Source organism: Hymenobacter jeollabukensis (assembly GCF_005771675.1).
Lineage (GTDB): Bacteria > Bacteroidota > Bacteroidia > Cytophagales > Hymenobacteraceae > Solirubrum > Solirubrum jeollabukense.
In genome coordinates this window covers 525,854-537,675 of record NZ_VAJM01000001.1, presented here as the reverse complement: position 1 = coordinate 537,675, position 11,822 = coordinate 525,854, and the positions used below count along the sequence as shown (strand labels likewise).

At 63.7% G+C, this 11,822-nt stretch carries 11 protein-coding genes; 3 read left to right on the top strand and 8 right to left on the bottom strand.

What is annotated here, in order from left to right; all coding sequences use genetic code 11:
• Positions 1 to 72: 72 nt before the first annotated feature.
• Positions 73 to 393 carry a cyclic-phosphate processing receiver domain-containing protein gene (locus tag FDY95_RS02365; protein ID WP_138075103.1) on the bottom strand — a complete coding sequence of 107 codons (321 nt, stop codon included), beginning with the start codon at positions 391 to 393 and terminating at the stop codon, positions 73 to 75.
• Between the two features lie 508 nt (positions 394 to 901).
• On the opposite strand from FDY95_RS02365, the gene dnaN reads away from it, so the two are divergent.
• Both dnaN and gldC read left to right on the top strand, forming a co-directional pair.
• Entirely contained in the window at positions 902 to 2,026 is a 1,125-nt protein-coding gene (gene dnaN / locus FDY95_RS02360) for a DNA polymerase III subunit beta (RefSeq protein ID WP_138075102.1), read from the top strand.
• A gap of 155 nt (positions 2,027 to 2,181) precedes the next feature.
• Positions 2,182 to 2,520, top strand: a complete 339-nt coding sequence (gene gldC, locus FDY95_RS02355; RefSeq protein ID WP_138075101.1) for a gliding motility protein GldC — start codon at positions 2,182 to 2,184, stop codon at positions 2,518 to 2,520.
• Positions 2,521 to 2,598: 78 nt separating this feature from the next.
• Here the strand turns inward: gldC and FDY95_RS02350 are convergent, their stop codons facing one another.
• The 7 genes from FDY95_RS02350 to FDY95_RS02320 form a co-directional block, all read right to left on the bottom strand.
• Positions 2,599 to 3,081, bottom strand: a complete 483-nt coding sequence (locus FDY95_RS02350) for a hypothetical protein (RefSeq protein ID WP_138075100.1) — start codon at positions 3,079 to 3,081, stop codon at positions 2,599 to 2,601.
• A gap of 183 nt (positions 3,082 to 3,264) precedes the next feature.
• A complete protein-coding gene (dcd, locus tag FDY95_RS02345) occupies positions 3,265 to 3,801 on the bottom strand; it encodes a dCTP deaminase (RefSeq protein WP_138075099.1) in 537 nt (178 codons plus the stop codon).
• A 102-nt stretch (positions 3,802 to 3,903) separates the two neighbouring features.
• On the bottom strand, positions 3,904 to 4,794 hold the full coding sequence (locus FDY95_RS02340) for a hypothetical protein (RefSeq protein WP_138075098.1): 891 nt from the start codon (positions 4,792 to 4,794) through the stop codon (positions 3,904 to 3,906).
• A 347-nt stretch (positions 4,795 to 5,141) separates the two neighbouring features.
• A complete protein-coding gene (hemL, locus tag FDY95_RS02335) occupies positions 5,142 to 6,464 on the bottom strand; it encodes a glutamate-1-semialdehyde 2,1-aminomutase (RefSeq protein WP_138075097.1) in 1,323 nt (440 codons plus the stop codon).
• Positions 6,465 to 6,738: 274 nt separating this feature from the next.
• Positions 6,739 to 8,163 carry a dGTP triphosphohydrolase gene (gene dgt / locus FDY95_RS02330; RefSeq protein WP_138075096.1) on the bottom strand — a complete coding sequence of 475 codons (1,425 nt, stop codon included), beginning with the start codon at positions 8,161 to 8,163 and terminating at the stop codon, positions 6,739 to 6,741.
• Between the two features lie 32 nt (positions 8,164 to 8,195).
• On the bottom strand, positions 8,196 to 8,483 hold the full coding sequence (locus FDY95_RS02325; protein ID WP_138075095.1) for a hypothetical protein: 288 nt from the start codon (positions 8,481 to 8,483) through the stop codon (positions 8,196 to 8,198).
• Between the two features lie 100 nt (positions 8,484 to 8,583).
• Positions 8,584 to 9,273 carry a DUF1361 domain-containing protein gene (locus FDY95_RS02320; RefSeq protein ID WP_138075094.1) on the bottom strand — a complete coding sequence of 230 codons (690 nt, stop codon included), beginning with the start codon at positions 9,271 to 9,273 and terminating at the stop codon, positions 8,584 to 8,586.
• A gap of 389 nt (positions 9,274 to 9,662) precedes the next feature.
• Between FDY95_RS02320 and FDY95_RS02315 the strand changes: the two genes are divergently transcribed.
• Complete coding sequence (locus FDY95_RS02315) at positions 9,663 to 11,660, top strand: ABC transporter substrate-binding protein (protein WP_138075093.1); 1,998 nt, start codon at positions 9,663 to 9,665, stop codon at positions 11,658 to 11,660.
• Positions 11,661 to 11,822 lie beyond the last annotated feature (162 nt).

The following is an 11,822-nucleotide window of genomic DNA, read 5'->3' as shown; positions in this document are numbered from 1 at the left end:
GCAACACCGCTCGTGCCCAGCTACAATATACATCTACTGCCGTCCCAGCCGCAAAATCGCACCGCCGGCCACTCAAACGCCTGCCTCATCCGCCCGCCACCGCCGATAATTCTCCAGCAGCCCCCGAATATTCGCCGCCCCCACCGGGTTGGCCGAATGCACGTTGAACCGCTCCACCAGCAGCCCCTGCGCCACCAGCCACTTGGCGCAGTCGTAGCCGCTGGGCAGCTCACAGTTCCGGGTTTCGTCCCAGCCCAGGTCGTGGTCGAAGGAAATTTCCTCGGGTACGCCCCGCTGCTCGATGGTAGCCACGAATTCCTCGAAGCTGCGCACCACCACCCAACCCTCGTTGCGGGGCGTGCGCAGGTCATCCAGGTAGAGCTTGTAGGGCATAAGTAGAGAAGGCCGAATGCAGAGACGCAACCTTGCGTCTCGTCGTTGAACGATGTAGCAGGAGGGAAGCCGCCACGGCGGAAACGCAAATATGCGTACAGCATATCAACACCTCTCACCAGCCCGCCAGAACGAGTAACAAGGTCGCCAGAACCAGTAACGCGCCCGACAGCGGCCATTACAAGGTCGACAGTGGCCATTACAAGGTCGACAGTGGCCATTACAAGGTCGGCAGAAGCCATTACAAGCTTGACAGACGCCATTACAAGCTTGACAGACGCCATTACATGCCCGACAGCAGGCATTACAAGGTCGACAGCAGCCATTACATCCCCGACAGATGCCATTGCAAGGTCGGCAGACGCCATTACAGCTTCGGTAGCGGCCATTACAAGGTCGGCAGCGCCGCGCCACAAACCCCGCCCATTCCCGCCCCCGAAGCCTAGTTTTACCCGCTTACCCTTTTATCTTTGTCCTCCCCAAACCGACACATTTCCCAAAGCCCTATATGAAGTTCATCGTCTCGTCCTCGGCGCTCCTCAAGCAGCTCCAGAGCATCAACGGCGTCGTCACGAGCAACCCCGTGGTACCCATCCTGGAGAACTTCCTCTTTGAAATCGAGAACGGCAAGCTCACCATCACGGCCTCCGACCTCGAAACCAGCATGATTACCGAGCTGCCCGTCGAAGCCCGCGAAAGTGGCCGCATTGCCGCCCCCGCCCGCATCCTGCTCGATACCCTCAAGAACCTGCCCGACCAGCCCGTCACCTTCACCCTGGACGAGGAAACCTACGGCATCGAAATCAGCTCCGCCAACGGCCGCTACAAGCTGGCCGGCGAAAACGCCACCGACTTCCCCCGCGTGCCGGTGGTGAAAGGCTCGGCTCCGGTCGAAATTCCATCCAGCTCCCTGCTGCGCGCCATCACCAAGACCATCTTCGCCGTCAGCACCGACGAGCTGCGCCCGGCCATGACCGGCATCCTGGTGCAGCTGGCCGACAACCAGGCTACCTTCGTCGCCACCGACGGGCACCGCCTGCTCCGCTACCGCCGCCAGGACGTGGCCGCCGGCCAGACGGCCAACCTCATCATCCCGCGCAAAGCCTTCAACCTGCTGAAAGGCGCCCTGCCCTCCGAAGCCACCCCCGTGCGCATGGAGTTCAACCAGTCGAACGCCTTTTTCTCGTTCAACCAGATGCGCCTCGTGTGCCGCCTCATCGACGAGCGGTACCCCGACTACGAGAACGTAATTCCCGTCTCGAACCCCAACAAGCTCATCATCGACCGCGGCCAGCTGCTGAACTCGGTGAGGCGCATTGCCATCTACTCCAACAAGACCACTCACCAGGTGCGTCTGCGCCTCGCCGGCTCCGAGCTGACCATTTCGGCCGAAGACCTGGACTTCAGCAATGAAGCCAACGAAAAGCTGCCCTGCCAGTACGACGGCGAGGACATGGAAATCGGCTTCAACGCCCGCTTCCTCATCGAAATGCTCTCCAACATCGACTCCGAGGAAATTACCCTGGAGCTGAGCACGCCCAACCGCGCCGGCCTGCTGATGCCCACCCTGGCCGAAGACAACGAGAGCATCCTGATGCTGGTGATGCCGGTGATGCTGAACAACTACGTGTAATCCCGGTTTACACGCTTCCCAAGCCCGTCATGCTGAGCTTGTCGAAGCATCTCTCCCGCTTCGCTCGATAGTAATTTCTATCTGACATCAGCGGTAGAGATGCTTCGGCAAGCTCAGCATGACGTTCTTTTTTGCTCTGACTTACTCACACACGCATGAAAAAATCCGAAATCCGCTTCAGCATTGCCCTCGACGACCAGAAAATTCCCGAGGCCATCAGCTGGAGCGCCACCGACGCCGGCGCCGACATTCACTTCGCCAAGGCCATGAACATCTCGATCTGGGACCGGGAGCAGGCCGGCACCATGAAAATTGACCTCTGGACCAAGGACATGCCCGTCGACGAGATGAAGCGCTTCTACGTGGACATGATCGGCTCCCTGGCCGAGGGCATCATCGCCGCCACCAACGACGAGTACATGGGTGCCAAGCTCCGGGCCCTGGGCAAGGAGCTGGCCCAGCACGTGGAGCAGGAGGAGCGCAGCCAGCGCTAGAAAACGTTGTGCTAGCGCACAAAAAAGCCCGCCCGGCGAATTGCCGGGCGGGCTTCTCATTTTTATATAGCGTGGGGCTTAGCGCGTACGCGCGGCGGCCGACTTGCTGTCGTCGCGGGTCTGGGTGATGGTTGCACCCTTGGCACTGGCCGGCAGCGGGTTCTGCACCGACTTCACGAGCATGATGTCCGAAGCCTGGGCCGCGTAGTCCTTGTCGTACTTGTAGTACACCGAGCGGTTGCTGAAGTAATTGCTGTACTGATCGGTCGTCAGTACGGCGCGCAGCTCCCGGTCGCGCTCCTGGCACACGCCCTGGCATTGCTGGTCGATCAGCTGGTTGTTGCCGGCCAGCTTGGTCTCGATGGCGGCCATCTTGGCCACTTTATCCTCGTTGATGGCGCGCAGCTTGGTGGTCTGGTAGTTGTTCAGCCGCAACTCGCGGGCCATCTGGTTGGAGAGGCGTTCGGCGCGCTGCTGCACCACCGGAGTTTTCTTGGCTTGGGCCTGCACGCCAAGGGCTACTCCCGTTGCCAGCGCGGCCGTTGCTAGGATCTTCTTCATCGTCATGGCAAGTTGTATCGTTAGCGGGCCGAAGCCACGGAGACTGAGAATCAGGCTGCCAAAGCAACCAACGCCCTTTCCTAACGAAAAAGTGTGCCAACCGGTTCGGCCTCAAACCAAATCTGCCTGAAAACACCATTCCAAGCCCCGCGGGGCCCGGGATTCAGAAGCGCCACCAGCGGGCTAAAACTTGTTCATCCACATCATCGACTCCACGGGCTGGTCGGTGCGCTGGTTGTACTTGGCGTTGGGCTTGCGGTTGTAGTAGTTCTGGATGGCGCCTTCCACGGTGAAGTAGATCAGCTGGCCGATGGGCATGCCGCGGTAGATACGCACGGGCTGCGTCACGCTGATTTCCAGCGTCCAGGTGTTGGAGAAGCCCACGTCGCCCTTGCCGGCGGTGGCGTGAATATCGATGCCGAGGCGGCCCACCGAGCTTTTGCCTTCGAGGAAGGGCACGTGGGCGTGGGTTTCGGTGTATTCCTCGGTCACGCCCAGGTACAGGGTGTTCTGCTCAAGTACAAAGCCCTCCTCGGGGATTTCGAAAACGTTGATCTGGTTGTGCCGACGGGCATCGAGCACCCGGTCGCGGTAGGTAGCCAGGTAGCGGCCCAGGTGCACGTCGTAGGAGTTGGTGCCGAGGCAGGCGCGGTCGTAGGGTTCGATTACGATGGTGCCGCGCTCCATCTCGGCCAGGATTTGCTCGTCGGTGAGAATCATCTTTGGGAATTATGAATTAAGAATTATGAATGCTGAATTAGGGGATTGACTTCCACAGCCAATTCATAATTCCGCATTCATAATTCAGAATTAGGCGAAGCACTAGGCTTCGTCGTCTTCGTAGCGGTCCTCGGGCAGCACGGCGGCGGGGCGCTTGGCCGGGGCGGGGGCCTCTTCGTCCTCTTCAAAGGGCTCGGGCTCCACGGTGAGGCTGTTGAGCTGGGCGCGCATGCCGGGAATGACCGACATGGTCAGGTACAGCAGCAGGGCCAGCGAGGTCACCGCGCAGAGCAGGGTGGTGTAGTCGAGCCAGTCGTGGCGGGGGGCGCCGTAGTCGCCAAGGGCGCGGGTGCGGGCGGTAGCCGACTCGGTGGAGGCTGCCGCTTCAGCCTCGGCTTCGGCAGTAGGGGCGGCGTCTTCCAGCGGCTTGGTCAGCGGGGCTTCGGCGTTGGCGTCCACGTCGGCCGGGGGCACATTGGCCGCGTCGACCAGCAGCTCCTCGGGCGCCGGGTCTTCGGAGGCGTTAAACTGGGCGCTGGCCTGCTTGATGTAGCGTTGCAGGCCGTGGATGAGGCCGGCCCGCTCGTCGCGCGGCAGGCCACGGATGAAGAACTCGAAGTTGGAGTCGATGAGGATGCCGTTGAGCTGCTTCTCGAACTCCACCAGGTCGGTGCGGCCCTTGCCGAAGCGGTTCTTGAACCGCTCGGCCACGCCGTTGTAGTTGCGGAACAGGGTCTTGAGGTCGTCGCGGCCGGCGAAGTCGTCGAACTCGCGGCGGGCCTTGGCCGTGCGCAGCGTCACGGGAAACTTGCGGCGGGTAAAGGCCTTGTCGTAGACGGCTTCCATGGTGCGGAAGTTCATCTCATCGACGGCGCGGTCGTAGAGCTGCTTGTTTTGCGCGGTGGTTTTTTCGGTTTGGGCGCGCAGCATCGACGGCACCACCAACAGCACGAGCAGCAGGCTCCAGAACCCCAAACGGTAGCGGTAAGGCATAGCAGGCAGCAAACGGTTTGGGGGCAAAGATAGACCGCGGATAGGGTATGATGCCAAACGGATGGCTATAATGCGGAAAATGAGGGCTTGGGGCTTGGAATAAGCTAAAATGTTGGTTGTGTCAGAGGGATAAAAACCCGTCAGCCTGAGCAGAGCGAAGGACCTTCCTCGTAGCCTGCACCAACTGAGAAGCGCAGCCACCAACGCCCAGTCGTCCGGGCAAGGTGGCTGCGCTTTGACGTTAGCGGGAAAGCGGTTGTACTTCGTAGGTAGCGGCGGTGCAGGGTGGGAGGAAGGTCCTTCGCTCTGCTCAGGATGACGGGCTTTTACCCCTGCCAATCCTCCTCCTACAACCCGTGGGCTTCGCGCATGGCGGCGCGGCAGGCGCTCAGGTAGAGGTCCACCAGGTCGTCGGTGACGGCGGTGCTGACGAAGAGGGCCTCGAACTGCGAGGGCGCCAGGTAGATGCCGCGGTGCAGCATGGCGCGGAAGTAGCGGCCGAAGGCTTCCAGGTCGGAGGTTTTAGCCGAAGCCAGGTCGGTGACGGGCTGAGTGGTGAAGAACACGTTCCACATCGAGCCGACGCGGTTGACGGTGTAGTTCAGGCCCAGCTCGGCGGCAATCTGCCGGGTACCGTCGGCCAGCAGGGCGCTGGTGCGCTCCAGCTGCTGGTACACCTCGGGGTGCTCGTTGAGGTAGCGCAGCTGGGCCAGGCCGGCGGCGGTGGCAATGGGGTTGCCGGAGAGCGTGCCGGCTTGGTACACCTTGCCGGCCGGGGCCACCTGGTCCATGATTTCCTTTTTGCCGCCGTAGGCGCCCACCGGCATGCCGCCGCCGATGATTTTGCCCAGGGTGGTCATGTCCGGCTCGATGCCGTAGAGCTCCTGCGCGCCGCCGCGGGCCAGGCGGAAGCCGGTCATCACCTCGTCGAAGATGTAAACGATGCCGTGCCGGGTGCACAGCTCGCGCAGGCCCTGCAGGAAGCCTTCGGCGGGCGGCACCAGGCCGATATTGCCGACGACGGGCTCCAGAATGATGGCGGCAATCTGCTCGGGGTTGGCCTCGATGGCCGCGGCCACAGCGGCGAGGTCGTTGTAGGGCACCGTCAGGGTATCCTTCGCCACGCCTTCGGTCACGCCGGGCGAATCGGGGGTGCCCAGGGTGAGGGCGCCCGAGCCGGCCGCAATCAGGAACGAGTCGCCGTGGCCGTGGTAGCAGCCCTCAAACTTCAGGATCTTGGGGCGGCCGGTGTAGCCGCGGGCCACCCGGATGGCCGACATGGTAGCCTCGGTGCCGGAGTTGACCAGGCGCACCTTTTCGATGCTGGGCACCATCTCAATGATAAGCTCAGCCATGTCGACCTCGCGGCGCGTGGGGGCGCCGAACGACAGCGACGAGGGCAGGGCCTGCGCCACGGCGTCGAGCACGATTTGCGGGGCGTGGCCCAAAATCATCGGGCCCCAGCTGTTGATGAAGTCCAGGTAGCGGTTGCCGTCGACGTCGGTGAGCCAGGCGCCCTGGGCCGACTGCATGAACACCGGGTGGCCGCCCACGGCGCGGAAGGCGCGCACCGGCGAGTTGACGCCGCCCGGAATCAGGTCTTTGGCGCGGGTGAAGAGCTGGTCGCTGGTCGAGAGGTTGAGGTCGGGAGCGGAAGAGGCTTGCTGCATAATGGGCCGAGGGCGCGGCGGGGTGGGTTTGGCCCGGCGCGGTGCAGGCAAAGGTAGACCGCCGCGAGTTATATGCTGCCGGATATGGGTGCGTGCTGGCTGACGGTAGATGTTTCTGAACGTGAGTAGTTGACCAACGCCAGCAACGGCGGTCAGCCACCCCAGCGGCAAGTAAACCTGCCGCGTCCCCTCCTCATCCGAGGAGGGAAGCTTGTCGTTCAATCCTAACTCCTAACTCCTAACTCCTAACTCCTAACTCCTAACTCCTAACTCCTCAGAACCCTTTCGGCAGGTCGATACCCTTGATGGTGCGGAAGAGGCTGAGGGCGTTCTGGTCGGTGAGGGTGCCCACGTAGTCGGTCAGCAGGATGATCTGCTCGTAGGCCGGGAGGTCGGCCTGGGCGCCGGTGGCGCGGTAGTGAGCGGGCAGCAGGTCGAGCAGCTTGCGCGAGCGGGCGGAAGCCGAAGGGTCGAAGGCGGCGTGCAGGAAGGCGTCGAGCAGGCCAGCCAGCACCTCGAAGCCGGCGGCCTCGATTTGCAGCACGGGGTGGCTGCGGTAGAGGTGCTGCACCGAGAGCTGCTGGATTTCCTGCAGCTGGGGCCAGCATTCCAGCTCCTGGATCAGGCAGTCGTCGTAGTCGCCGGTGAGCATGGCGGGGGCGTGCCGGGCAAAGACCTGGGCGGTTTCGGCCACCAGCTTGCCGATGAGGCGGGCACGCAGGTAGCCCAGCTCCTCGCGCCAGTCGTGCCACTGCACGGTGCGGGGACGGTCGGCGGGGTCGGCCAGGATGGCGCGCAGGCGCTGCAGGCCCTCGGCCGGGGGCAGCAGACCCAGCTTAAGCGCGTCCTCGAAGTCGATGATGCGGTAGCAGATGTCGTCGGCGGCTTCGACGAGGAAGGCCAGCGGGTGGCGGTGGTAGAAGCCCTGGGCGTCGTCGGCCTTGGGCAGCAGGCCCAGGTCCTGGGCCACGTGCTGGAAGCGGGCGGCCTCGGTCTGGAAGTGGCCGAACTTCTTTTCGCTGGCCCCGCCGGTCTGGTCGCTGGCCCCGCCGGTCTGGTCGCTGGCCTCCACCTGCGAGGGGCGCGGATACTTGGTAAAGGCGCCGAGCGTGGCGTAGGTCAGGCCCAGGCCGGCCGTGCCGCTGCTGTGGGCCGGGTAGGTGTGGGTGAGCACGCGGAAGCCCGCCGCGTTGCCGCCGAAGTGCTGCAGATCGGCGCGTTGGGCGGCGGAGAGGGTGCGCACGAAGGGCTCGGCGGCGGGGCTGTTGAAGTAAGCCGCAATGGCATCTTCGCCGGCATGGCCGAAGGGCGGGTTGCCGATGTCGTGGGCCAAGCAGGCGGCGGCCACGATGTCGCCGCAGTCGGCGTCGAAGAAGGGCAGCTCCTCGGCCAGCGTGGGGTCATGCTCCATCAGCAGGCGCCCGCCGAAACGGCCCAGGGAGCGGCCCACGCAGGCGGTTTCGAGGGAGTGCGTGAGGCGGGTGTGCACGAAATCAGTTTCGGGCAGGGGCACGTTCTGGGCTTGGCGCTGCAGGCGGCGGAAGGCCGAGCTGAACACCACCCGGTCGTAGTCCTGCACAAAGGCCCCGCGCACGGGCGCCGCGTCGGTCACGACGTGCAGCTGAGGCTGGTCGGGGTAGCGGCGGCGCGAGAGCAGCCGCGGCCAGGACATGGGGGCGGGGGAGGAGGCGAGGTGCATGCGGTAGGCAAGATACGCAGGGGGCAAGCTTCCTATTCCTCCTCTGTTTTTACAAAGTCAATGAAAGCAGTATAACCGCGAATTAGTACCGACAGATGGTAAGCGTTGTGCAGCCAAGGAATTGCAGTTGGGTGGTTTTCTGGCTCAGCTAAGTCAGATAATAATCTAACAATGGTTTTACGACCAATGCCGGGTACTTTGAGGAGCAGTGAGGTCTGCTGCTCCGCCCAATTCGAGGGAGCGTGTTCAGGTTTCTCTGCATGTACCTGCGAGGTGAATGTTGTGCAGCGGTAATCGAAGAAGAAGGTATAGAGCGGCATGGGGCAATAATTGGCAGCTCAACTATTTGAGTAGGAGCTAAATTACTCAAACACATTGGTGGCTTTGGAAGGCATAAGACAGCACGTAGTAAAGCCATTCTTACTCTTCCGCCGTCACCTGCAGCCGCCCCAAGGCCCGTAGCGTGAGGTAGCCCAGCAGCAGGAAGGCGCCGAGTAGCACGGTGACCCCCCAGGCGCGGGGGTGCGAAGCCGGGTGCAGCAGGGTGCCGAGGATGTCGTAGGCGAGGCTGAAGGGGTTGGTGAGGATGTCCCAGCTGTTCCAGCGCAGAAAGCGGCCCAGGTACACGCCGTAGGAACTGAGCGTGAGGGCCACCGTGCTGAACACCCAGCCCGTCGCCCAGCCCAGGCGCTCCTCTACGAAGCGCTGCATGTCGAGCAGGGAGGCGTAGCCGAGCATCAGGCCATTCCAGCCCGCGGTGAGAATAAGCGTCAGGTCGTACCAGCGCGGCACGCCGGGGTACTGGCCCAGGTGCAGCAGATCGGTGAGGATGTAGGGTGCGTTGGGGAAGAACAGCAGCCAGAGCAGGCCCACCGGCAGCAGCCAGCGGCGGCGGGCATTGGGCGTCAGCAGCCCCAGCAGCAAGCTCAGGCCCAGCGGAATGGCGGCCAGAAACAGGTTCCAGAGCAGGAAGACGAAGGTGATGTGGTGCGTCCAGAACACGCGGAATACGATGAGCACCGTGCTCAGGGCCAGCGAGGCACCGAGAATGAGCACGAGGCCGAAACGTTGGCGCAGCAGGGAGCTGGCAGCGGGGGATAGGGTAGCCATAGCAGCTAAGAAAAGGGCGAAGCCGCTTCAACGCGGCAGCAGCGGTAATTGGTATACGGGAAGGTAACGAAAAGACAGTGAGGCTGGCACTGCGGGGCGAAGTTGCGCTGGGCGCTGATGAAAAGGTGAAGCGCCCCGCCCGATTGGACGACGCGCTTCACGACTCACACTCATGCAGCATTCACCCGCAAGTAATGAGAAGCGTCTTAAGCTCAGATTAAGGTGAGCTTAAACCTGCGTTAAAAAAGCTGGATTCGGCGGGCAAAATGACGGAAGCTCCTGGGGGCGGCGGGCGCGAGCCGTATCGCGGGGCAGGGCAACTGTGTACCTTTGCCCACCGGGCCGGCCTGAGCGGCCTGGGTTGTCCTCCCCGTTGACCACTTTCCCCTATGCGGTCCTTTCTCGCGTGCTTTCTCGTGACGTCGTCGGTGCTGGCCGGGCCGGTGCTGGCCCAGCAGCCCACGCCGACCAAGCCAGCCCCGGCCAAACCAGCGGCTACCAAGCCGGCGACCAGTGCCACCCCGAAGCCCGCGGCGGCGCCCGGCAAAACCACGCAAACGCCCGCGAAGCCCGGCAGCACCGCCCCCGGCGCCAAGCCCACGACCACCACCGCGCCCAAGGCCGCCGGCACCACTGCCAAGCCCGCCGCTGGCACCAGCACCCCGGCCAAAGCAGCCACTACCGCCGCGCCCGTCACGGCCCCGGCCGCCCCGAAGCCCGCGCCGAAACCCGCCCCGCCGCTGCCCGCCAACCTCGGCTCCCAGGACCCGAACACCCGCTACCGCAACGGCAAGACGCTCATCGACCAAACCCGCTACGACCTGGCCATGGAGGAGCTGCTGCCGCTCACGGCGCCCGCGGCTAAGTTTGCCAAAGCGCCCGAAGCGGCTTACCTCTACGCCGTGGCCGCCAGCCGCGCCCGGCGCTGGGCCGAGGCCGAGCAGATGCTCAACCTGCTGCGCACCGAGTACCCGCAGTGGCCGGGCCTGCCCGACGCGTACTTCCTGCAGGGACAGGTGTCCTTCGAGCAGGGCGACACCGATAACGCCCTGCAGGTGCTCGGCCAGATTCCGGCCACCCAGCTGCGCGCTCCGCGCACGGCCATGAAAACCACCTACCTGGCCCGCCTGCGCGACAAAGCCCTCTGGCAAAACCTGGTGCGCCGCTACCCCCAGGACACCGTGCTGGCCCGCGCCTACGCCGAGCAGCTGGTCTTCGGCGGCCTCTACACCGATGCCGACCGCCCGCAGCTCGACCAGCTGGTGCAGCAGTACGGCCTCGACCGCACCCGCTACTCCCCACGCCCCCGGCCCCAGAAAAAGACCAGCTACAACGTGGCCGTGCTGCTCCCGTTCGAGTTCGACGACCCGAGCTGGGAGACGCGCCGCCGCCTGCAGTTCGTCACCGATCTGTACGCCGGCATGAAGCTGGCCCAGGACTCGCTGCAGCGCGAGGGCCGTTTCGTGAACCTCTACGCATACGATACCGGCGCCGACACCCTGCAGCTTAAGCAGCTCCTGCAGCAGCCCGAGCTGGCCGGCATGGACCTGATTATCGGGCCGGTGTATAAGACCGGCGCCCGCATTCTGGCCCGCTACGCCCAGCAAAACCAGATTGTGGCCGTGAATCCCCTCTCGCAGGACGGCTCCCTGGTGCAGGACAACGCCTGGTACTACCTCTACGAGCCAAGCACCGCCACCCAGGGCCGCGTGGCCGCCGAATACGCCTACCGCACCTTTAATAATAGTCGCCCGGCCGTGGTGTTCTACGAAGACACCAAGGACGACGCGGCCTTCGCCGAGGCCTACAAGAAAACCTACGAGGCCCTCGGCGGCAAGGTATCGGCCATGCGCCGCATCGATTCCGACAACGCAGAAAGCCTCAACGCCGGCTTCGGCGGGCTCGATTTGACAAGCGCCGGGCACCTCGTGGTGGCCTCCGACCACCGCAAGGCCGGACCCTTCGCGCTGGGCGTGATGCAGACCCAGGGCCTGACCATGCCGCTGATTACCTACGCTTCCTGGCAGGAAAACCCCAGCATCAGCCTCGGCCAGCTCGACCGACGCGACATTCACTTCCTGCAGCCCAAGTACCTCGACCTCGCTCTGCCCGGCGTGCGCCGCTTCCGCCAGCTTTACACCCAGCAGCAGAATATTCCGCCCTCGGTGTTTGCCGCCTCGGGCTACGAGCTGCTCTACTATTTCGGCTCGCAGCTGCACCAGAACGGCCCCGCTTTCCAGCAGCCGCTGGCCAATAGCGGCCCCGTGTCGGGCACGCTGTTTCCGGGCATCGGCTACCCCCAGCAGGCCCACGACAACCAGTACGTGCCCATCACCAAGCTGGAGCGCCTCGAAATCGAGGTGCAAAACCCGGTGGGCATTAGGTGAAATGGTGAGATGGTGAACTGGTGAGTTTGACATTTGGGGTGAATGCGCAAACGGCCCCGGCAACACGTGTTGCCGGGGCCGTTGACGCTAACGGAGGTATGGTAGGATGAGAGGCCGTCGGAACGTCAACTCACCAGTTCACCACCTCTCCATTTCACCACT

What these genes read in the sequence shown, in the direction of transcription:
- FDY95_RS02365 (WP_138075103.1), bottom strand. Translation starts at nt 393, where the DNA reads ATGCCCTACAAGCTCTACCTGGATGACCTGCGCACGCCCCGCAACGAG.
- dnaN (WP_138075102.1), top strand. Translation starts at nt 902, where the DNA reads ATGAAGTTCATCGTCTCGTCCTCGGCGCTCCTCAAGCAGCTCCAGAGC.
- gldC (WP_138075101.1), top strand. Translation starts at nt 2,182, where the DNA reads ATGAAAAAATCCGAAATCCGCTTCAGCATTGCCCTCGACGACCAGAAA.
- FDY95_RS02350 (WP_138075100.1), bottom strand. Translation starts at nt 3,081, where the DNA reads ATGAAGAAGATCCTAGCAACGGCCGCGCTGGCAACGGGAGTAGCCCTT.
- dcd (WP_138075099.1), bottom strand. Translation starts at nt 3,801, where the DNA reads ATGATTCTCACCGACGAGCAAATCCTGGCCGAGATGGAGCGCGGCACC.
- FDY95_RS02340 (WP_138075098.1), bottom strand. Translation starts at nt 4,794, where the DNA reads ATGCCTTACCGCTACCGTTTGGGGTTCTGGAGCCTGCTGCTCGTGCTG.
- hemL (WP_138075097.1), bottom strand. Translation starts at nt 6,464, where the DNA reads ATGCAGCAAGCCTCTTCCGCTCCCGACCTCAACCTCTCGACCAGCGAC.
- dgt (WP_138075096.1), bottom strand. Translation starts at nt 8,163, where the DNA reads ATGCACCTCGCCTCCTCCCCCGCCCCCATGTCCTGGCCGCGGCTGCTC.
- FDY95_RS02325 (WP_138075095.1), bottom strand. Translation starts at nt 8,483, where the DNA reads ATGCCGCTCTATACCTTCTTCTTCGATTACCGCTGCACAACATTCACC.
- FDY95_RS02320 (WP_138075094.1), bottom strand. Translation starts at nt 9,273, where the DNA reads ATGGCTACCCTATCCCCCGCTGCCAGCTCCCTGCTGCGCCAACGTTTC.
- FDY95_RS02315 (WP_138075093.1), top strand. Translation starts at nt 9,663, where the DNA reads ATGCGGTCCTTTCTCGCGTGCTTTCTCGTGACGTCGTCGGTGCTGGCC.